Origin of the sequence: Humidisolicoccus flavus (genome assembly GCF_045689595.1) — a bacterium.
In the GTDB taxonomy this organism is placed as follows: Bacteria; Actinomycetota; Actinomycetes; order Actinomycetales; family Microbacteriaceae; genus Humidisolicoccus; species Humidisolicoccus flavus.
This window is the reverse complement of sequence record NZ_CP142724.1, coordinates 2,208,108-2,228,213: the sequence shown is the minus strand read 5'-3', so window position 1 is coordinate 2,228,213 and position 20,106 is coordinate 2,208,108. Positions and strand designations below refer to the sequence as shown.

16 protein-coding genes, 1 tRNA gene and 1 other RNA gene are annotated in these 20,106 nt (G+C 63.1%); 3 read left to right on the top strand and 15 right to left on the bottom strand.

The window, feature by feature from the left end:
- Positions 1–24: 24 nt before the first annotated feature.
- The 13 genes from U2H20_RS10710 to U2H20_RS10650 form a co-directional block, all read right to left on the bottom strand.
- Positions 25–1,074, bottom strand: coding sequence for an aspartate-semialdehyde dehydrogenase (locus U2H20_RS10710; protein ID WP_430592271.1), 1,050 nt, complete (start codon positions 1,072–1,074; stop codon positions 25–27).
- A gap of 3 nt (positions 1,075–1,077) precedes the next feature.
- Positions 1,078–2,346, bottom strand: a complete 1,269-nt coding sequence (locus U2H20_RS10705; protein ID WP_430592270.1) for an aspartate kinase — start codon at positions 2,344–2,346, stop codon at positions 1,078–1,080.
- Between the two features lie 82 nt (positions 2,347–2,428).
- The gene (gene recR / locus U2H20_RS10700) at positions 2,429–3,028 is read right to left on the bottom strand and encodes a recombination mediator RecR (protein WP_430592269.1); all 600 of its coding nucleotides are present in this window, start codon (positions 3,026–3,028) and stop codon (positions 2,429–2,431) included.
- Between the two features lie 2 nt (positions 3,029–3,030).
- Positions 3,031–5,877 carry a DNA polymerase III subunit gamma and tau gene (locus U2H20_RS10695; protein ID WP_430592268.1) on the bottom strand — a complete coding sequence of 949 codons (2,847 nt, stop codon included), beginning with the start codon at positions 5,875–5,877 and terminating at the stop codon, positions 3,031–3,033.
- A gap of 28 nt (positions 5,878–5,905) precedes the next feature.
- An RNA gene (ffs, locus tag U2H20_RS10690) (signal recognition particle sRNA small type) lies at positions 5,906–6,002 on the bottom strand.
- Positions 6,003–6,012: 10 nt separating this feature from the next.
- Positions 6,013–7,209 carry an acetate/propionate family kinase gene (locus U2H20_RS10685; RefSeq protein WP_430592267.1) on the bottom strand — a complete coding sequence of 399 codons (1,197 nt, stop codon included), beginning with the start codon at positions 7,207–7,209 and terminating at the stop codon, positions 6,013–6,015.
- Positions 7,206–9,338: a phosphate acetyltransferase gene (gene pta, locus U2H20_RS10680; RefSeq protein ID WP_430592266.1), complete on the bottom strand. Its 2,133-nt coding sequence runs from the start codon at positions 9,336–9,338 to the stop codon at positions 7,206–7,208. Before pta ends, U2H20_RS10685 begins: the two co-directional genes overlap by 4 nt.
- 69 nt (positions 9,339–9,407) lie before the next feature.
- Positions 9,408–11,216, bottom strand: coding sequence for a hypothetical protein (locus U2H20_RS10675; RefSeq protein ID WP_430592265.1), 1,809 nt, complete (start codon positions 11,214–11,216; stop codon positions 9,408–9,410).
- The gene (locus tag U2H20_RS10670; protein WP_430592264.1) at positions 11,179–12,021 is read right to left on the bottom strand and encodes a septum formation family protein; all 843 of its coding nucleotides are present in this window, start codon (positions 12,019–12,021) and stop codon (positions 11,179–11,181) included. Before U2H20_RS10670 ends, U2H20_RS10675 begins: the two co-directional genes overlap by 38 nt.
- Entirely contained in the window at positions 12,018–12,599 is a 582-nt protein-coding gene (gene xrtS, locus U2H20_RS10665) for an exosortase S (protein ID WP_430592263.1), read from the bottom strand. Before xrtS ends, U2H20_RS10670 begins: the two co-directional genes overlap by 4 nt.
- Positions 12,596–13,951 (bottom strand): glycosyltransferase family 2 protein, encoded by a 1,356-nt coding sequence (locus tag U2H20_RS10660; RefSeq protein WP_430592262.1) that lies wholly within the window; start codon positions 13,949–13,951, stop codon positions 12,596–12,598. The genes xrtS and U2H20_RS10660 overlap by 4 nt, the downstream gene beginning before the upstream one ends.
- 86 nt (positions 13,952–14,037) lie before the next feature.
- Positions 14,038–14,226, bottom strand: a complete 189-nt coding sequence (locus tag U2H20_RS10655) for a hypothetical protein (RefSeq protein ID WP_430592261.1) — start codon at positions 14,224–14,226, stop codon at positions 14,038–14,040.
- 6 nt (positions 14,227–14,232) lie between these two features.
- On the bottom strand, positions 14,233–15,528 hold the full coding sequence (locus U2H20_RS10650; RefSeq protein WP_430592260.1) for a choice-of-anchor G family protein: 1,296 nt from the start codon (positions 15,526–15,528) through the stop codon (positions 14,233–14,235).
- A gap of 389 nt (positions 15,529–15,917) precedes the next feature.
- On the opposite strand from U2H20_RS10650, the gene U2H20_RS10645 reads away from it, so the two are divergent.
- On the top strand, positions 15,918–18,512 hold the full coding sequence (locus U2H20_RS10645) for a helix-turn-helix transcriptional regulator (RefSeq protein WP_430592259.1): 2,595 nt from the start codon (positions 15,918–15,920) through the stop codon (positions 18,510–18,512).
- 60 nt (positions 18,513–18,572) lie between these two features.
- Positions 18,573–18,660, top strand: a tRNA-Ser gene (locus tag U2H20_RS10640).
- A 150-nt stretch (positions 18,661–18,810) separates the two neighbouring features.
- On the opposite strand, the gene U2H20_RS10635 is transcribed toward U2H20_RS10640, so the two are convergent.
- The gene (locus U2H20_RS10635) at positions 18,811–19,248 is read right to left on the bottom strand and encodes an N-acetyltransferase family protein (protein WP_430592258.1); all 438 of its coding nucleotides are present in this window, start codon (positions 19,246–19,248) and stop codon (positions 18,811–18,813) included.
- Positions 19,249–19,383: 135 nt separating this feature from the next.
- Between U2H20_RS10635 and U2H20_RS10630 the strand changes: the two genes are divergently transcribed.
- Positions 19,384–19,839 carry a MarR family winged helix-turn-helix transcriptional regulator gene (locus tag U2H20_RS10630; RefSeq protein WP_430592257.1) on the top strand — a complete coding sequence of 152 codons (456 nt, stop codon included), beginning with the start codon at positions 19,384–19,386 and terminating at the stop codon, positions 19,837–19,839.
- Between the two features lie 19 nt (positions 19,840–19,858).
- Here U2H20_RS10630 and U2H20_RS10625 read toward each other — a convergent pair whose 3' ends face one another.
- Positions 19,859–20,020, bottom strand: a complete 162-nt coding sequence (locus U2H20_RS10625) for a hypothetical protein (protein ID WP_430592256.1) — start codon at positions 20,018–20,020, stop codon at positions 19,859–19,861.
- Positions 20,021–20,106 lie beyond the last annotated feature (86 nt).

Here is a 20,106-nt window from a genome sequence, read left to right as displayed (position 1 = left end):
GAGCCCGGCCGTTGCTGCAATCAGTTAGTCGGTGACCGGCTGACGCTGCTCAGCAAGCAGCTCGGCGATCTGAATCGCGTTGAGTGCCGCACCCTTGCGCAGGTTGTCGTTCGAGATGAACATGACAATGCCTCGGTCGAGCGGTGCCGCCTGGTCGACTCGAATGCGGCCGACGAAACTCGCGTCCTTGCCAGCAGCGTGGAGCGGCGTCGGGACGTCTGCAAGTTCGACGCCCGGGGCGTCCGCGAGCAGTTCCTTCGCACGTGCCGGGGTCAAGGGGCGCTCGAACTCAGCGTGCACTGCGAGCGAGTGACCCGAGAACACAGGGACTCGAACGCAGGTGCCCGAGACGCGAAGTTCCGGACGCTCGAGAATCTTGCGGCTCTCGTTACGGAGCTTCTTCTCCTCGTCGGTCTCGTCTTCGCCATCATCAACGATGCTGCCCGCGAGCGGCAGGACATTGAATGCGATGGTGTCGGTGTAGACGTTCGGCGCGGGGAAATCGACCGCACTGCCATCGTGCGCGAGACGTTCCGGATCTTGCGGAAGCGCGGAACGGACCTGGCCGCCGAGCTCGTCGACGCCCTTGACACCACTGCCGGAAACGGCCTGGTACGTGGCAATGCTCAAGCGAGTCAGCCCGGCATCGATGTCGAGCGGCTTCAGGACTGGCATTGCCGCCATCGTCGTGCAGTTCGGGTTGGCGATGATGCCCTTGACCGCACTCGCGATCGCGTGGGGGTTGACTTCGCTCACGACGAGCGGAACATCGGGATCCATGCGCCAAGCAGAGGAATTGTCGACGACCGTGACTCCCGCGTCGGCGAACTTCGGCGCGAGCGCACGTGAGGTCGTGGCACCGGCCGAGAAAATCGCGATGTCGAGCCCGCGTGGATCAGCGGTCGCCGCATCTTCGATCACGATGTCTTGGCCGCGGAAGCTCAGTGACTTTCCTGCTGAGCGTGCAGATGCGAAGAAACGCACTTCCGTCGCCGGGAAGTCGCGCTCTTCGAGCAGCCGACGTACGACGGCGCCAACCTGACCCGTAGCTCCAACAACTCCAATGGAAACCATGAGCTACCTTCCTGTTCCTGCGTACACGACGGCTTCCGTGTCGCCGTCGAGACCGAACGCCTCGTGCACGACTCGTACCGCGTCGACGACCTGGTCTGCGCGGGTCACGACGGAGATGCGAATCTCGCTTGTCGAGATCATCTCGATGTTGATTCCCGCCTTGTGGAGCGCGTGGAACAGCTCGGCGGAGACTCCCGAGTTCGAGCGCATTCCAGCACCGACGAGCGCAATCTTGCCGATCTGGTCGTCGTGCAGGAGCGACTCGAAACCGATCGCATCGACGTTCTCGTTCAGTGCTTCAAGCACCTGCTGCGCTTCGGACTTCGGCAGAGTGAACGAAATGTCGGTCACGCCGGTTGACGCCGCAGAAACGTTCTGCACGATCATGTCGACGTTCGCCTTCGTGGCGGCAACGATCGTGAAGATCTGCGCTGCCTTGCCTGGCACGTCGGGAACACCGGCAATCGTGATCTTTGCCTCGGAGAGGTCGCTCGCGATCCCCGTGATGAGTGCTTCTTCCACCGGGTCTCCATTCTTCGGGTCGTACACGATCGTGCCCGGGAGCCCCGAGAACGACGAACGAACGTGCAACGTCACGCCGTGACGTCGGGCATATTCGACTGCACGAATATAGAGCACCTTTGCTCCGGCAGCGCAGAGTTCGAGCATTTCTTCGTTCGTGATGCGGTCGATCTTTCGCGCCATCGGCACGATGCGCGGATCTGCCGTGAACACCCCGTCGACGTCGGTGTAGATCTCGCACACTTCAGCGTCGAGCGCGGCCGCGAGTGCCACCGCAGTGGTGTCTGATCCGCCACGACCGAGCGTTGTGATGTCGCCGGTGATCTTGTTGAACCCTTGGAATCCCGCGACGATCGCGACCGCTCCCTGATCGACAGCGGCCTGCACACGACCGGGAGTCACGGAGACGATGCGAGCCTGACCGTGCTGCGCGTCGGTGAGCATTCCGGCCTGGCTGCCTGTGAACGAAAGCGCTTCGGCACCGAGCGAACGAATTGCCATCGCGAGCAGCGCCATGGAGATACGCTCACCCGCTGTCAACAGCATGTCGAGTTCGCGACCACCGGATACACCGGGCACGACCTCGTTGGCGAGGTCGAGCAGATCATCGGTCGTGTCACCCATCGCCGAGACGACGACAACCACATCGTGACCGGCTTTCTTGGTTTCGACGATGCGCTTCGCAACCCGCTTGATGCTCTCGGCGTCGGCAACACTCGAACCGCCGAACTTCTGCACGATGAGACTCACGATGCTCCCGATGGGTAAAGACGAAATGAAGGCAACTGTTTCAGTGTAGTTGTCCGCATGTTCCGCAGAAAAAGTGGGTGACTTACCCCGACACAGAGCGGCGGCCCTCGAAGGCCCGACCGAGCGTGATCTCGTCGGCGAACTCGAGATCGCCACCAACAGGCAGACCGCTCGCAAGCCTCGAGACCTGGACACCCAAGGGGTGCAGGGTGCGGATCAGGTAGGTCGAGGTCGCTTCTCCCTCGACGTTCGGGTTGGTTGCGATAATGACCTCCTTCACCGTGGTGTCGGAGAGCCGCGAGAGCAGTTCGGAGACGCGCAGCTGCTCCGCGCCCACTCCCTTCATGGGATTGAGCGCTCCTCCGAGCACGTGGTACAGACCCCGGAATTCGCGGGTGCGTTCGATCGCGGCGACATCTTTTGGCTCTTCGACAACGCAGATCGTGGCCGGGCTCCGACGCGGATCACGGCAGATCACGCAAAGATCCTGCTCGCCGACGTTGCCGCACACGGTGCAGAAACGCACCTTCTCGTGCACATCTTGCAGGAGCGTTGAGAGTTTCGAGACGTCGAATGAGCGCGTCTGCACGATGTGGAATGCGATTCGCTGCGCCGACTTCGGGCCGATTCCCGGGAGCCGACCGAATTCGTCGATGAGATCTTGGACGATTCCGTCGTACATGGTTAGCGCTCTCCGTCTGGGATGTCTTGCATGAGACTTACGGGGCGTTCCGCTTCGATCTCTTCGATGAATTCTGCACCGAGCAGTTCGCGGATCACGGCCTCGCCATAGCGACCCCGATCATTGCCTCCGAGGGCTGCGTGGACCTGGGTCGCAGTAGGAGCAGAAACGACGGGCTCGGGCGGGTTCGCTTCGGCCTCGGCTGCTGCCGCACGAGCCGTTTCTGCTTCGTCTTCGACCGGCGCGGGTGCGCTTGCCCATGCCTCCGCGGGCAAGCTCGACCACGCGGCGATCGCAGATCTTTGCGTATCAGACGGGGCGTCACTGGTTTCGCCCGAGTGCTCCGGAGTGCTCTCTGGCTGCGGCGAACCTGGCGTTTCTCGCTCGGGCGAGACGGGTTCGGGCGCGACTGGTTCAGGCGAGACAGGTTCAGGCGCGACTGGTTCAGGCGCTACTGGTTCAGGCGCTACTGGCTCAGGCGAGAACGACCCTGGCTGAGCCGACTCCTGTGGAGCGGTCGCTGCCAGTGGCGCGCTCCCCTTGGCAGGGGCGACGACCGCATCGTCAACGGGAGCAGCCTGCTGGCGAATGATCGGCATCGATCCCGTCGCGGGATGCATCGTGCGGGAGCGCAGGTTGGGTGCGGGCGCCGTCGAGGGCGCTTCGGGCTCGGCCGCGTGCTTCGAGCGGAATTGCGAAACGTTGGAGGGCACCTCTTGGTCATGCGCTAAGTCGGCACGCGGCGCCTGGTCTCGCGGCGCATTGTGTTCCGGGGAGCTGTGCTCCGGGACATCGAACTCCGGCACGTCGAACTCGGGCTCGTCCAGTGGCGGCGCATCGTCGTCGTTCGGAATGGGCGCGACCTCCCACGACATTCCCCCTGAGGATGACGTCGTTCCCGAATTCGGCGTTGCTGCGGGATGGCCCCCAGCCACCGAGGCGTTCCTTGCCGTTGCAGACGAGGTGGTGCTCTCTTGAGTATTCGCAGTGTTCCGGGGAGACCCCGAAGACGCCGGCTCCGCGGGTGGCGGTGCCGATTCACGCGTACCGTGCTGAACCCGCGCGTTCGGGAGCTCACGTGCCACGAACTTCACTTCGATACCGAGCACCGCACGGATCGCGGAGCGAAGATGATCGCTCTTGCTCGTCTCGTTGGGCTTCCGGTCCTTGAACAGTTGGACGTCTTTTGCGCTCCGGAACCCGAGCGTCAAGATGCTGTCTCGAAAACCCAGCACCTCGATCTGCGAAACGATCATCCAGGTGTTGTTGCTGCGGGCCTGCAATTGGGCCAGGACCTCTGGCCACGAGTCCCGGAACTGCTGCTCGGAGACCGGTGCAGCAGCGACCGCTGCTCCGGGTTGTTCGGCCGGCGCAGACGTGGACCCCACGGGCTGCGATTCCGCCGGTCCCGCTGCCTCAGGAACCTCGCGCTCGGTCGCAGTGTCAGCCACTGCGGGTGCGAGCGAGCGAGCCGGTTCAACCGCAGTCTGCTCTGCCGCGGGCCGACTCGTCACAGCGGGTGCCGAGTTCGAGGCCGAAGATGCTTGGCTCGGTGCCTTCGAGGCCGGTGACCCCGAGGCTTGTGCCGCAGGCGCATTCGTCGCCGAGGGCTGTGGGGTCGCGGGAGGAGTCGCGCTGCTCACCGCTGCGCTTGCTGGCGCCGGGTTCGACTGCGCAGAGGAATCACCGGAAATTCCGATCCGGCGTTCAAGTCGTTCGACGCGCACGAGCGTTCCGCGCGCATTGTCATCGCTCGCGGGAACAAGCAAACGCGCTGCCATGAGTTCGAGCAGCAACTTGGGACTGGTCGCGCCGGTCATTTCGTTCAGCGCGTGACTGACGACGTCTGCGCAGCGACTGAGTTCAACCGGGCCGAATTTCTCAGACTGCCGCTGCATGACTTCGAGCTGTTCGCTCGGGACACCATGGAGAATCGACCCGGGGTCACTCGACGCGGCGACGATGATGAGATCGCGCAGACGCTCCAGCAGGTCTTCTGTGAATCGACGTGGGTCCTGCCCGGACTGGACAACGTCGTCGAGCGCAGAAAAGACGCCGCGAGCATCGTTGACCGCGAGCGCATCGACCATCGCGTCGAGAAGAGAAATGTGGGTGTAGCCGAGCAGCGCCACTGCACGCTCGTACGTCACCTTCGAGTCTTCGCTCCCTGCGATGAGCTGGTCCAGCAGGCTGAGGGTGTCTCGAACCGAGCCTTCACCAGCTCGAATCACGAGCGGAAGAACGCCCGGCTCGACCGTGACCTGCTCGGACTCGACCAGCTGCTGCACGTAGGCGAGCATGGTCGCCGGAGGGACGAGTCGGAATGGGTAGTGGTGCGTGCGAGACCGAATGGTTTGCAGCACCTTCTCTGGTTCGGTGGTCGCGAAGATGAACTTCACGTGCTCCGGTGGTTCTTCAACGATCTTGAGGAGTGCGTTGAACCCCTGCGACGAGACCATGTGCGCCTCGTCGAGGATGAAGATTTTGAAACGGTCGCGCGATGGTGCGAAGAATGCACGTTCGCGGAGGTCTCGCGCATCGTCGACACCGTTGTGGCTCGCGGCGTCGATCTCTACGACGTCGAGCGAGCCGTTGCCACCCGTTGCCAGATCGACACAGCTGTCGCACACGCCACAGGGAGTGTCGGTCGGGCCTTCTGCACAGTTCAAGCAGCGAGCGAGAATTCTCGCGCTCGTGGTTTTGCCGCAGCCGCGAGGGCCGGAGAACAAGTAGGCGTGATTGACGCGATCGGCGCGGAGTGCGGCGCGGAGTGGATCGGTGACGTGCGACTGACCAATGAGATCTGCAAAGGTGTCTGGCCGATACCGGCGGTAGAGGGCTGCGACCATTCACCCATGGTAGCCATCACCGGTGACAAATGAGGACTCCCCGCGCACCCGCCAGAGCCCGGTTACCCTTGCTACGTTTCCGTCCTGGGGGAATTGGCCTGGATGACGCCACGCGGGGAGCCGAGAACAGTATACCTAGATCCCTGCGGCGGCTGCTGCCTGCTGCGCGATCTCGAGTTCTTCGTTGGTTGGAATGACGTAGACCGCGATTCTCGAATCATCGGTGGAGATCCGGCGTTCACCCCGCTCCGAAGCGGAGTTTCGGGCCGCGTCGATTTCGATGCCGAAGCCCTCGAGGTCGAGCATGACGCGGCGTCGGATCTCGTCAGAGTTCTCACCGACGCCCGCAGTGAACGCGATCGCGTCAACGCGACCGAGCTGGACGAGATAGGCGCCGAGATAGTGGCGAACCCGGTGCACGTAGACGTCGAGCGCTTCTTTCGCTTGAACGACACCTGCGTTTGCAGATGCTTGCACATCGCGCATATCGCCAAGGCCTGCGAGGCCGAGAATGCCCGAGCGCTTGTTCAACAGTGTTTCGATCTCGTCGAGCGAGAGCCCACCGACGCGAGCCAGGTGAAAAACGATCCCGGCATCGATGTCGCCGACCCGTGTTCCCATCATGAGGCCAGCGAGCGGGGTCATGCCCATCGATGTGTCAACACTCGCTCCCCCGCGTACCGCGCATGCGGAAGCACCGTTGCCAAGATGCAGCACGATCGAATTCGTCTCGGTGAGCGGCTTGGCTTCGAGGGCCGCGATCCGCTTGCTCACGTACTCGTGGCTGGTGCCGTGGAAGCCGTACCGCCGGATTCGGTTCGCCTCGGCAGTCGCTCGGTCGATCGGGTAGAGCGCGGAGGCGGCTGGCATGGAACGGTGGAACGCGGTGTCGAAGACCGCCACGTGCGGAACGTCGGGGAACGCGATCTGCGCAGCCTCGATACCGAGCAGGTTCGCAGGATTGTGCAGCGGCGCGAGCGGGCTGAGATCGCGAATCTGCGAAACAACACTCGGCGTGATGACTTCTGGACCGTCGAACCGCGAACCGCCCTGAACCACTCGGTGCCCGACCGCGATCAACCCGGAGTCTGCGATCGACGGCCCGTGCTGTTCGAACGCGGCGAGCGCCCAAGAGACTGCGTCGGTGTGGTTCAGAATGCTTCGCTCGACGTTGAACGTCTCGCCGGAGATGTCATCGGTGTGTTTCGCGACCGCGCGGGTTTCGCCGATTCGCTCGACGAGCCCGGTTGCGAGCGCGTTCCCGGAGTCGAGGTCGATCAGTTGGTACTTCAACGACGAGGAGCCCGCGTTGACGACAAAGACACTGCTCATTCGTTCGTTCCTTCGGTCGTCGCGGTCTTCGGAACCTCTTGCCCGAGCGCCTCGCTTTGCGCCTGGATCGCGGTGATCGCGACCGTGTTGACGATGTCGTCGACGAGCGCACCACGAGAGAGATCGTTGATCGGCTTCGCCAACCCCTGCAGGACAGGCCCGATTGCGAGCGCACCCGCGCTTCGTTGCACCGCCTTGTACGTGTTGTTGCCTGTGTTGAGGTCGGGGAACACGAAGACGGTCGCGCGACCGGCAACTGCGGAATCGGGCATCTTCTTTGCGGCCACGGTCATGTCGGCAGCTGCGTCGTACTGAATCGGACCTTCGACAGCGAGTTCCGGCGCGCGCTCACGGACGAGAGCGGTGGCTGCACGCACCTTCTCGACGTCTGCGCCCGAACCTGAATCGCCGGTCGAGTAGCTCAACATCGCCACACGCGGCTCGATGCCGAAATTCTGTGCGGTCGCGGCACTCGAGATCGCGATGTCAGCCAGCTCTTCTGCAGTCGGCTCGGGGATGACTGCGCAGTCGCCGTAAACGAGAACGCGATCTGCAAGCGCCATCAGGAAGACACTGGAGACGACCTTGACCCCTGGGGCCGTCTTGATGGTCTCGAACGATGGACGGATCGTGTGCGCGGTCGTGTGCGCGGCGCCAGAGACCATGCCGTCTGCATCGCCGAGGAACACCATCATGGTGCCGAAATAGCTGACATCGGTGACGACGTCGCGGGCTTGATCGAGGGTGACCCCCTTGTGGGCTCGCACTCGCTGGTACTCGACCGCGTACTTCTCTGAGAGCTCCGGGTCTTTTGTCGAGAGGATCCGGACGCCGCCCAGATCGAGGCCGAGCTCGGCTGCGCGAGCGCGGACCTCCTGCTCTTCGCCGAGCACCGTGAGCGTTGCGATCCCGCGGTGTTCGATGGTCGCCGCGGCTTGCAGGATTCTGTCGTCGGATCCTTCGGGGAGGACGATGTGCTGCAGTGACGACTTCGCTCGATCGACGATGCTGTGCTCGAACATGAGCGGCGTCACGACGGTCGTGCGGTCGACCTCGAGCAACCCGAGCAGTTCGCCTGCGTCAACGTGCTGGTCGAAGGATGCGAGCGCGGTGTCGCGTTTGCGCTGCGAGCCAGCGAGAGAACCGCGGGTCTGCACGATGCGCTTTGCGGTGTCGAATGTGCCGTGCGGGCTCTTGCCGATCGGAAGCGGGAGATTGAGCCCTTCGAGGAGGCGCTGGACGCTCTCGGGGAGATCGAGACCACCGTTCAGCACGATGCCAGAGACGTTCGGGAAGGTGTCGGACTGCTGCGCGAGCAGAGTCCCGACGACGACGTCGGCGCGGTCACCGGGGACGACGAGCAAGCCGCCTTCGATGAGCCGGTCGAGCACGTTCTCCATTGACATTCCGGCAACCACGGTGCCGAGCGACTCGCGCGTGAGCAGCCCGGCATCGCCGGAAATGAGTTCGGCGTCGGTGGCGTCGAAGAGTTGCTGGACCGAAGGTGCCGAGAGCAGCGGGTCGTCGGGAATCGCCCACACGGGAAGACCCGGCAGTTCTTCGCGGAGGGTCGACTCGACCTCCTGCAGCGAGTCGGCTTCGACACGGTTCGCGAGCACTGCGATGAGGGTCGCGTGGCTGTCACGGAGTTCAGGGATGGTGAGTTCGGCGAGCTGACGCATTTGCGCCGGTGTGCGGGGCGATCCCGAATCGGGATCGACGCCGCCGAGCACGAGCAGGACCGGTGCACCGAGATTCGCGGCAACGGCCGCATTGAACGAGAGCTCGGTCGGGCTCCCGACATCGGTGTAATCGGAACCGACGATCACGATCGCGTCGAAACGGGACTCGATCGCCTTGAACCGGGTCACGATCTCTGCGAGCGCCGCCTCCGGGTTGTCGTGCACCTGCTCGTAGGTCGTGCCGATGGCGTCGTCGTAGGAAAGATGGACGGCGTCGTGCGCAAGGAGGATGTCGAGCACGCTGTCGTGTTCGCTCGACGAGCGCGCGACCGGCCGGAAAACGCCGACCCGCGCGACCGTGCGGCTCAGGGTTTCTACGACCCCGAGCGCGACAATCGATTTTCCTGCATGGCCCTCGGCTGAAGTAATAAAGAGTCGTGTCGTCACGCGCTCAAGCCTAGAGAGAAGCGGTGCTGATGGATACGTTCCGTTCCATCGAGTGACGAAGGTTCGCGGTCACCGAAATTGTGGGGCGAGCGAAGAACCCGCAACACCCGACGGATTCTCGCTCGTTCGAGCTTGAGCCGCATCGAAGAAGAGCATCACGAGGGCGACCCCGACCGGGAGCAGCAGCCACTGCGCGAACGTCGCCGGCATCATGTGTCGCACGAGCTCCGATCCGCTCTGCGTGACCACCACGGCGGCACCATAGGACACCGCGCTCAACACGAGGATGACGGTCGATCCGCCGAGGGCTCGTGCACCGGACGCGATCCACGGGCGCATGGAGATCGCAGCTCCGAAGCAGAGCGCGATTGCGAGCACCGCGGCGACCAGGAGCGGGAACCCGCGGTAGAGCACTCCGAACCACTCGGAGATGAGGACCCACCTGGTGTCGACCGCATACGGTTCGGGGTTCGCGGCCTCGGTCTGGCTGCCGAGGTACCGGACATTGATCTGGGTGACCGCCGTCATCGCTCGGTCGGCGAGCATCGGGATCTGTTCGGGGTGACTCGCCGCATATCCTGCGATCTGTTCCGGCGTCACGAGCGCAGTGAACTCGGCGTACGACTCGTGCTGCACCGCAGAATTCTCGGCCCCCAAAGGAATGCCGCTCGAGGATGCGAGTGCAGGATCGGCCCCGAACCACTCCAGCACGGCTTCTGGGTCGGAGCTTCGCGGCAGAAGGTCGAGGAACACGATGTTGTACCGCATCGTCTCGTGCAATTGCGGCGAAACGGTCGCCAGTTGCGCAGCCGCACCTCCCGTCAGCGCCAGCAGCACCACGAGTGCAGGGATTCGGCGGATCAGTGCTCGCGAGACCCGACGCGCCTTTTGGATGCGAACCTCCTCGACGAACGTGGATCGCCTCCCGTGTGCAAACCATCTGCCGCCGGCCCGAATCGGTTTCACGAGCAGCCCGAACGCGACCGCCGGCAGAACCGCCGCCATGTGTCCGGTGCTCGTCACAGCGAACGCGAGCAGTATTCCGGCGATGAGGAATCGTCCCGGTGTTGGGAGCCCATCACGCCAGAGCACCTGAAACGCAACGACGATGGCCAAGAATCCCAAGATTGCGAACGTGGTCGAATATGAGGAGACGAAGAAGTTCGAGAACGCCGAGTCTGCGAGCACGATCGTCATGAGAAGCGCAACGATGACGCGGAAGATCGCACGCCCGGGCAGCAAAGCGGCGCAGGCACCGATCAACAGCGCTGCGATCACGATGGAAATCAGCGCGATCCCGCGCGTATCGAGCCCCTCGCCCCATCCAGCCAGCGGCGTGAGGAGTTTCGCGCCCCAGAACACGAGCGTCGAACTCGAGGCGTTGAGCTGCTCGGGACAGGTGCCGGCGAACCACTGATACGGGGTCCATGCGGTGGTGAGAAATCCGCTGTACTGATCGGCGTCAGCGCTCCGCCCGCTCGCAACGCCGAGCCCGCACAGCAACTGCTGGCCGTCTCCCTGATCTGCGAGGCCGAGCGGCACTGGAACGAGGGTGCGAAGGAACAGCGCGCAGGCAGCACCGAGCCCGACGATGATCCCGAGGAGCCAGTTCGCGCCCGGAAATTCGCTCGCTCGCGGTCGAAGAGCCGCGGCAACGATCGGCCCGAAGGCCCGTCGTGCAGGCTTCGCCCCACGCGCCCGCTTCGACTGCTCAGCAGCACGCTCGTGATCACCTTCAGTCGTCACCGCGTGTTCGCTGATGCCCTGCGCTTCGATCGCGTGCTCGGGTGCGGCCTCATCGGTGCGGGTCATCGCGTGCTCAGCGGCGCGCTCACGCTCCTCAGCCTCGGTCCGGGACGACAAAGTCGTATCCGTCAACGGGCTCACCCCCGATCACGCAACGAAAGGCGAACGCGCCAGAACCGACGACGACTCCCCCAACGGCGAGATTGTCGGGAACCTCGGTGACTCCGAGAAAGGCGAGCACGTAGGGCGTGCAGATCCGTTCGATCGAGGCCTCATCAACGGGCACTCGACTCGGGTCGATCCACCCGTTGACGTCTTGCACAGTGTGGGCATCGGCGCAGGAGACCTGCTCTGCACCGAGGTGGAGGGCGTTCTCGGGCTGTTCTTTCTCGTAGCAGACCCGGTACTGCGCGGACTCGGCGGTCGACATGATCTCGAACACCGACATCGGTGCGTCGACCGGCACGCCCTCGGCCATCGAGACGGCATCGCAGCGGTACCAACGCTCCCCCTCTGCCCAGGCCGAGGCATCTGGGAACGAGGCCCGGACACTGATTCCCGCGAGAGAATCGCTGACCGCCGCGCCCATATATGCGCGCAGGACCGAAACCTCGCAGAGCCCATCGCTCAGCGCGAGGAGCGTTTGATCAGAGGGGCGCTGCGATGAAGCCTCGACCCACCCTTCGAGCTCCCCCACCTGGAAGACCTCGGTCGTGTGCGAGCCGTCGCACTCGACCGCAGGATTGCCGGGACTGGCCGCCCACACCTCTTCAACCTGCCGCAGATCGAAGCAGTCACCGACACTCTGGGCGGTGCTTGCGCCCTCCGCAACCGAGGCGCAGGCGGAGAGGCCGCCGATGAGCGCTGCACCGATGATGGCGACGACCACGCGGTGCCAGCGGACGACCTGCGAAGCGTTCACGCGCGCCCGATTCATGCAGCACTCGCTTGAGGAACAGGAACACGGCGAGACCGCAAGCGACCGTTGGTGGCGATTCGGACCAGCACGAACAGCGCGAACGCGAACGCGAAGATCACCATGAGCGATCCGATCCACCGGTGCACGATGTCGAACGCGACCATGCCGCCCTGCTGCATCGCGAACGCCGCCATGGCATAACGACCGAGGTTCGCCAGCGCCGAGATCGCGATCGAGAGAGCGAGTCCGGAGGCGATCCGTCCGACCGAGAACTTCGGCATGAGCAGAATGAGCCCCGCAATGATCAGGAGCGGTGCGAAGAGCACGAGGGTCGAACACAGCGACGTGATGACGAGTCGTGTCACGTCCTCCGTGCCGATGCCGATGGTGATCGCCGTCCCGACAGGGACCGTATTGCCCTCGAGCACCAATTGCAGCAGTGGCGCCATCAACGTCGCCTCGAACTCACGGAACGCCTGCTGCTGCACGATCATGGCGACTGCCGCTGCGACCAGCACGAGCGCGAGCACCGGATGGCTCCGGAAGGTGCTCTCCTTCGGAGCCGAAACGGCACTCGCCTGCGTCGTCGTCATCATGCCTCCACCGTCGCGAGATGACTGCGTTCCGCATTGCGGCGAGTCTTCGCCCAGCCGTTCTTCCCAGTGATGAGTCGCCAGAGCGCCCGGACCACGCAGATGTAGGTCTGATACATGTACACCCAGTAGCCGAGGCTCCAGCCGAGGGTCTTCCACACGCTCGCCTCCGGGGCGCACTGCCGCCGGTAGATCACCGGCCACAGGACGAAGGGCACGATTCCGGTCAGCGCGATGAGCGGGAGCAGCCACCACGATTCAGCCGCCCACGCGAGCAGACTGCCTGAACGTGCAGCCCCCTGCGAGACCATCGTGATGAACACGGTCGGCCAGAGCACGACTCCGAGCAGTTGCACGAACGGCATGAGCAGGAAGTAGGTCGCCTCGAGCGCACCGGCGTTCGAGAAGTTTCGCGAGCGAAAAATATCGCCAAGGTATTGCGTGCACTGCATGCCGCCCTGGCACCAGCGCACCCGCTGAATGAGCAGTCGTCGCCAGACCGGCACGGCCTCCTGCTCCACATGCGTGTCGTGCAGGTAAACGGTGCGATGGCCGGCGAGCATGACGTGCACTCCGAGCTCGTAGTCCTCCAGGAGCGAGCCGTGCCACGGAGAGCCCGTGCGTTCGGCGATCTCGTTCAGCACCGAAAATCTGACGAATTGTCCGTTACCGCCGAGGCCGACCGAGGCGGTGTGCCCTCGAAGCGACTGCATTGCGGCGATCGTGGTGCGGAATTCGATGTCCTGCATCCGAACCAGGTATCGGCCGAGCGCGTTCGCTGCCCGGCCGCCTTCTGACCGAGGGTTCGGATCGTCGCGATTGGACATCCAGACTGCGACCTGCGCCGCACCCGTCGTCGGATCAGCGAATGCGGTCGGTCCCGCCGCCTGTTCGAGCGCGTTCGGCGCCAAGGTTCCATCGGCATCGATCACGAGCACGATGACGGAGGACGGGTCGACTTCTGCGGGGATCCATTCGCGCATCGCCCGGTACGCGGCGTTCAGTGCCTCACCTTTGCCGATCCGAGCGTTCGGCCGTCGACGCGAAACCAGGTGCAAATGCTCGTCGCGCTGTTGCAGGGCAGCGACGATACTGCCGGTCTTGTCGTCGCTGTCGTCGTCGATCACCCAGATGTGGAGCTGCGCAAAACTCGCTCGAAGTCGAGCGATCGTCGCACCGATGACCGCCTCTTCATCACGCGCAGCGATCAGGACATGGAATTGGAACGCGGCAGGGTCGCCGCTCGCGTTGGGTTTCCGCTTCAGGAACGGCACGAGAATGAGCACCACGTAGCCGAGGAAGAGGACGAGCAAGACGAACGCGAGCGCCTGCGCAGATTCACTAGCCGAGACCATTCTCGTACCTCTTTTCCTTCGCCGTGATCGTCCTGACAGCAGTGCTGGACGGTGGCGGACACCGAAGGTATCCGCCACCGTATTCGTTACAGCAACTCGTTCCGCACGGTTGACTCGGTCGCCCCCACTGCTCGTTTGCGATACGCGATTCTGAAGAGCACGAAGCCTCCAACCACCATCACAACCGCCAGCAGGAACAGCCAACCGAACACGACGGTGCCGGTTATCGCGAGGACGCCCGTCGTGGCTGCGCCCGTCGCATCACCGCCACACATCTCGACCTACCCCGCAATCCGGAGCGCCGGGAGTCGCCGGCGGTTCACGAACCACACGGCCGCCGCCACCAGACCCACCAGGGGGAGCCCGATCAAGAGCGCTTCGAGCCCGGCGATCGGAATTGCCGCCTCACCAGCGTTCGGCCCAACCGCAGCACTCGCCAGATCGACCGTCGCGATACTGCCACCCGCGCCGACCTCGATAGCCATCGCGGTCTGCACGAACGACTCGTCCGCGGTGGTCGTGACCTTGTTGATGCGAACTGCAGCGAGCGCATCGATCGCCGCGCCGAGCGGAGTTCCCAGATCTGCTGCGAGCGATGCCAGCAGAGGGTCGAGGACCAGTCGGGCGGTCGTGAGCGCGGTGTTGACGACGAGGCCGGTCACCCCGAGCCCACTCGCGATCGCCTGCACCTGGTCGAGCAATCCCGTGACGGTGTTCGTCAGTTGGTTCACGATGAGCGTCGGGAGCACTGCGAGCAGGTTCGTGTTCACGGGTGCGTCATTGAGCGAGGTGACCCCGAGCGCGAGCGCGAGTTCCGCCTCGGAGATCGAGATGGTGCCATCCGCCGAGATCGGGTTGACGACATCAGTCGCGATCAACGGATTGACGACAGCCAGCAGCGTGTCGATCGTTGGACGCACGAGGTTGAGTGTGCTGGTCAGGAGCGAGCCCCCGACCGTCACCGCGACATCAGCGACGACGTAGTCGCCCGCCTGTGTTCCATCCGAAGCGAGCGAAGCGCTCGAGGCCAGGACGCCGGTCGACAGATCGATTTCGACGAGGTTCGTCCCGCCCAGGATTTGCGCCGTCGACAAGCTGACCGAAGCACTGCCGTCATTGAACGGTGTTCCGACAGAGGGAGAAGGAGTGACCGTGTCCACTCCGATGAGACCATCCGCCGCAGAAACCGCTCCCGAGAAGGCAAGCGATGATCCGTCGTCGTTCGCCTGCGCGTACTGACCGACCGCGCCGAGTTGGACGACGCCGTTGTCACCGAACAGATTGAGGGTGCCCGCTTGGAGCCCGATCAGGAATGCGACCGCTTCCGCGTCGAGCGGAGTGTTACTGACCACTGACTCCTGTGAAGCGTCGACATTGATCGCTTCAGCGCCGTTCAACACCGCGAGCAGGTCGGTGAGGTCCGACTGCAGCACGCTGATGTCGAGCAGCCTCCCGTTCCCCTGCGAGACCACGGGCGCAGCGGTGGCAGCAAGGGGCGCGAGCATCGCGCCGGCCACCCCGAGCGCGACCGCACTCATTCCAACGACGCGCCGTCGTTGTCTTTGCTGGTTTTCCATGCACAGCTCCTTTTTGTAATCGACGGAGCTCGCCGTACGAAGGAGATTGCGGTGCAATTTTGCCTTGCGAACGAGTTCCTTTCGTCGAAACGTACCGGCGATAAAGCGCACGAGGAATTTGGAAGGCAACTGCTGTGCTGACGGTTACCGAAGCACTACTGAGGCTTCACTGACGTCAAGATCACACCTACTGAACTTTGCCCCCAGAAAAGGGCACATTACGAAACCGCGAATTCATTTCTGGACGGTGATATTCGGCTCTTTCGCCGCAACTACTCAGAAATATCGATTACGATTACGAGTCTTACCGCAAGACCACTGAAGTTTCATTTCACATCGCAAGCACCACTGAAACGGCTCGCCGTTTCGCAAGATCTGGAAGGGACCCGATGATGCAGGAGCGCAACGCAACCGGCGGCCAACCGTCGATCTACGCGGAAGCGAGGAACACGCTCCTCAGCGGCTCCCACGTCATCATTCACGGGACCAGAGCGCTCGGCACTGAAACACTCGGCAATGCACTGCTCCGGACACTCCAGGGCGAAGGGTTCGCTGCATCCGTGGTCTTCGGCTCAGCCGCAACGGAACCGCACGTCAGCCATCTCGGCTTCGAGGAACGATCGTCCCCACTCGCCTCGAGCGAATCGCTCCAGACACTCAAGACTCTGCTGGAGGACGAGCGCCCGCAGGCGCTGCTCGTCCTGAATCCGCATCGCCTCGACTCGAGGAACGTCGGCCTGCTCATGCAGTTCGCTTCACAGCAGTCGGTGCGATTGATCATCGTCATCGACACAGAGCAGCTGAATGCAAACGATTCACGACGCCTCATCGTGCGGATCCAGACATTGAATTCAAGGACCTTTAAACTTTCGCGACTCAATGAGGAAGAATCTCACGCCTACATTGGTGAAGCGGCCGAAAGAATTGGCTACGCTCCGGGGAAATTTTCAATCCCGGATTGCACGTGGATTACCGCGAATTCCGGAGGCTACCCGCAGCTCATCGACTCTCTCGTAGAAGACCTTGCGACTCTGTACACGAATGGTCCTTTAGAGTACGCCAGCGAAGCCGGCACATTTAGCGCCCGATCAATTGATCTCGCATGGGGCCTGATGAGATCTCTCTCGCCCTCTCGCCGAGAAACGCTGCTCCGACTCGCAATGCTCGACGGCGTCGAGCGCACTCGAATGAGTCTCGTCATTGAGAACGAGGAGATCGGATTTCTCGTCAATCTCGGGCTGATCAAGATCGTGCACAACGCCTTGCTGCTCATCACGCCACTTCGAATCGCGATTCGACACAATATGGGCGACCTCACCGATGATCCCGTGGTTGCGGCCGTCAATATTGCGATCGCGGAGGATGCGGCGAACGGCTGGACGATCAACCCGCAAGAAGTGCTGCTCTCGGCTCGATGGATGCTCGCGAACACGAACCAGGGGGCGCACAGTCGCGCTGCACGCACCGCGATTCTGAGCCAAGCGTCCTGCCTGCTCACTCGCCGCGGCGAAGGCAATCCCGCCTCGGCCATGGCGCGAGCAGCGCTTGGCTCCTCGGTTCCACCACCGGCGATCGTCAGTTCTCTCCTCCAGGAGATCGCCTCCGATCACCGCTTGACCGATGAGCATGTCGTCCAACTCCTCACCGATCCTGATTTCGCGGATGCACCACCGTGGGTCCGTGATCTCATCGTGGATTCGGTGTTTCGCCCGTGCAGTTCTCGCTCCTGCTCACACGAGACGTTCATTGCAGCGATCGAGAAGAGCGACCCCTTGCAGGCGGGACTGCTCACGACGCTCCGGGCACATGCGCTCGCTCGTCAAGGACGCTTCCAGGAGGCCCTCGAACTCGCTGAATCCGTGCAGTCGAGCGACCCCCGCGAACGTCTGTATCGACTCGAAACGCGGATCATCTGCGCATTTCATCTCGGCAGAATCGCTGATGCTCGAAAGGCAGCGGACACCTTTCTCGACCTGTACTTCGAGCACTCAACTTCGGACATCGTCGCCTCGGGAGCCTGGCGGGCGATCTGCACGCAAATCCTGAGCGTGCTCGCCGCGATCAGCGCGTTCGGATGCGTCTCGGATCTCGAGCAACTGGAACGCGCCATTGCCCTTCGCTCAACGAGCGCAGCCGCCGAACGGGATATTCCCGCGATTGGCGTGCTGATCGTCACCTCCGCTTGGTTCGATACGTCCAAGGAACTCTTGCAACGGCCCTTCTCTGCGCCCGAAGCGATGTCGACGGTCGCACCCGGGAGGTTCCCGGAGTCGTGGACGGTCAAGAATCAGGGCAACGACTCGAGCCTGACCGTCCACATCACGCCCCATTCCCTCCCCGTCGGCGAGTTGTTCTTCTACATCTCCTTGCTCGTCACAGCACGCTCCCAGTCGACGCCAGAAGAGGTTTTGACGCTCGCCCAGGAGCTGAGAGACGGCCCCGGTCGAGTATCGGTTCCGGCCCGAATCGTCGCGGCCTACTTCGCAAGCGGCGACCGCCCACAAGCGAGCGCGGCGTTGAACGCTCTCGAGGAGTCAGATCTCGATGTCGAGGGAGAACTGCTGCAAGCACTCCTGCGAGCCATCACCGGAATCGCGAACGAGAACTATCGGGAAATCATGGACGCCGCCGTCGTGCTTCGACGACACCAGGCAATCAGGGAGAGCGACCTGCTCTTCGAACGCTGCGTCACCCTTGCGCGCAGTCTTTCCGAGATCGGGGCCCGGACCAACGCTCGGGCCTACCTTCGACGTCGACGCAATGAATTCAGTAGTCGCGAGGCCTCGACCGCGGAGCTCACGTCGAGAGAACTCGAGATCGTGCAGTTGGCGGCAGGCGGCCTCAGCAACAAAAGCATCGCGAAGGTCACATATCTTTCGGTACGAACAGTCGAGTCGCATATGTACAGTGCGATCCGAAAACTGGGCGTTCCGAATCGGCAGGCGCTCAGCGAAATCAGGGACCTCAACACGAAGATCCGGTAGGTGCGGCAACACACCCCTCAAGTGTTCGCTAGTATTGTCGATTGGCGCTCGCGCCAACCTGGAGGATTCGCCTAGTGGCCTATGGCGCACGCTTGGAAAGCGTGTTGGGTGCAAGCCCTCAGGGGTTCGAATCCCCTATCCTCCGCCAGCTTCCCCCGGTGCCTCGCGCCGGGGGATTTTTGGTTCTCGGCCTCGTTCGGCCGGCCATCGCTGCACGACCCCTGACGCTTCACGAACCCCTGACGCTTCACGAACCCCGACGCGTCACGAACCCCGACGCGTCAAGAACTCCGACGCGTCACGACCTGCGAAGCGTCATGAACGTGTTGACCTCGTCTTCCGTGTCGACGACAAAGCCGACGCGCTCGTAGAGCCTGCGTGCCGCGCTCCCCTGGAGAACGTTCAATCGAACCGGCAGTGGGCTGACAAGGAGCTTGCGCAACACGGCGTCGAGCACTCGTGTGCCGATCCCTCGTCCTTGCATGCTCGGCGGCAAATAGAAATGCTCGATCCAGCGCACCCCATTGTCGAGGCGAACGGTGATCGAACCGAGGGATTCGCCGTCGATCTCGATGATCTGCGTCAGTGCGGGATCGAAGACGTCGCTCATCCACTGGCGAACTCGAACGGGGTCATAGCGGCCGAGTCGCTCGAGGTCATCGCGCAGTACCTCGGCACGAAGTTCGAGCAACCAGGGAAGGTCGTCCCGAGTGCTTTGCCGAAGAGAGAATTCCACGAATTGAGCCTACGTTGCCATTGCGAGTTCGATCGTCCTGCCGGGAACCCACTCCCGAAGCGCGCTCGATAGCGCTCGCGGCATTCCCGGCGCTCCCCGTAGTATTGCCTCGCACCACGAACGCTCGGAGAACTTATGACGGACTCACCTGTCGACGATCCGCTCGCGCTTGAACGGCAGGTCTGTTTCGCGCTCGCGCTCGCGTCCCGCAGTGTGATCGCCGCCTACAAACCCGTCTTGCAGCCGATGGGCCTCACTCACCCGCAGTACCTCGTCATGCTCGCCCTCTGGCAGCACGAGCCGCTCACCCTCAAAGCATTGCAGCAGCTGTTGCAGCTCGACGCCGGCACGCTCTCGCCGCTCGTGAAACGTCTCGACACCATGGGATTGATCACCCGATCGAGAGATCCACGAGACGAACGAAGCCTCGCGATCGCACTCACCGCCGAGGGCCGAGCGCTTCGTGCTCAAGCCGAGTCGATTCCACCGACGATGATGCGGAAGCTCGGGCTCTCTCCCGAGGAACTGCAGATCCTGCATCGCACGATGATGGCGCTCATTGACGCCACGCGCGACGAAACCGCGGCGTAGCGTCGACCGACCGATCGCCCTACGCGCCGTCCATGATCTTGATGATCGTTGACGAACTGAACACGCCCAGCGCCGTGCAGAGAATTCCTCCGAGGTAGGTCACGATCTCAAAGCCCTCGAAGGAGAAGGCGTACCCGAGCAGCAGGAGCCCGCCGAAGAACAGGACCAGCGAGAACGTCACGCAAAGGATCGTGACCAGCTTGCTGTCTCGCGGCGATCGCCCGGACGCCTTTTGGTGCTCGGTCTTGCGTTCCACCTGCGTAGTCG

Excerpts from the sequence above, each read along its gene's own strand:
- U2H20_RS10630 (WP_430592257.1), top strand. The coding sequence starts at position 19,384 with ATGACGGACTCACCTGTCGACGATCCGCTCGCGCTTGAACGGCAGGTC.
- U2H20_RS10670 (WP_430592264.1), bottom strand. The coding sequence starts at position 12,021 with ATGAATCGGGCGCGCGTGAACGCTTCGCAGGTCGTCCGCTGGCACCGC.
- U2H20_RS10710 (WP_430592271.1), bottom strand. The coding sequence starts at position 1,074 with ATGGTTTCCATTGGAGTTGTTGGAGCTACGGGTCAGGTTGGCGCCGTC.
- U2H20_RS10685 (WP_430592267.1), bottom strand. The coding sequence starts at position 7,209 with ATGAGCAGTGTCTTTGTCGTCAACGCGGGCTCCTCGTCGTTGAAGTAC.
- recR (WP_430592269.1), bottom strand. The coding sequence starts at position 3,028 with ATGTACGACGGAATCGTCCAAGATCTCATCGACGAATTCGGTCGGCTC.
- U2H20_RS10660 (WP_430592262.1), bottom strand. The coding sequence starts at position 13,951 with ATGGTCTCGGCTAGTGAATCTGCGCAGGCGCTCGCGTTCGTCTTGCTC.
- xrtS (WP_430592263.1), bottom strand. The coding sequence starts at position 12,599 with ATGATGACGACGACGCAGGCGAGTGCCGTTTCGGCTCCGAAGGAGAGC.
- U2H20_RS10650 (WP_430592260.1), bottom strand. The coding sequence starts at position 15,528 with ATGGAAAACCAGCAAAGACAACGACGGCGCGTCGTTGGAATGAGTGCG.
- U2H20_RS10655 (WP_430592261.1), bottom strand. The coding sequence starts at position 14,226 with ATGTGTGGCGGTGATGCGACGGGCGCAGCCACGACGGGCGTCCTCGCG.
- U2H20_RS10645 (WP_430592259.1), top strand. The coding sequence starts at position 15,918 with ATGATGCAGGAGCGCAACGCAACCGGCGGCCAACCGTCGATCTACGCG.
- U2H20_RS10695 (WP_430592268.1), bottom strand. The coding sequence starts at position 5,877 with ATGGTCGCAGCCCTCTACCGCCGGTATCGGCCAGACACCTTTGCAGAT.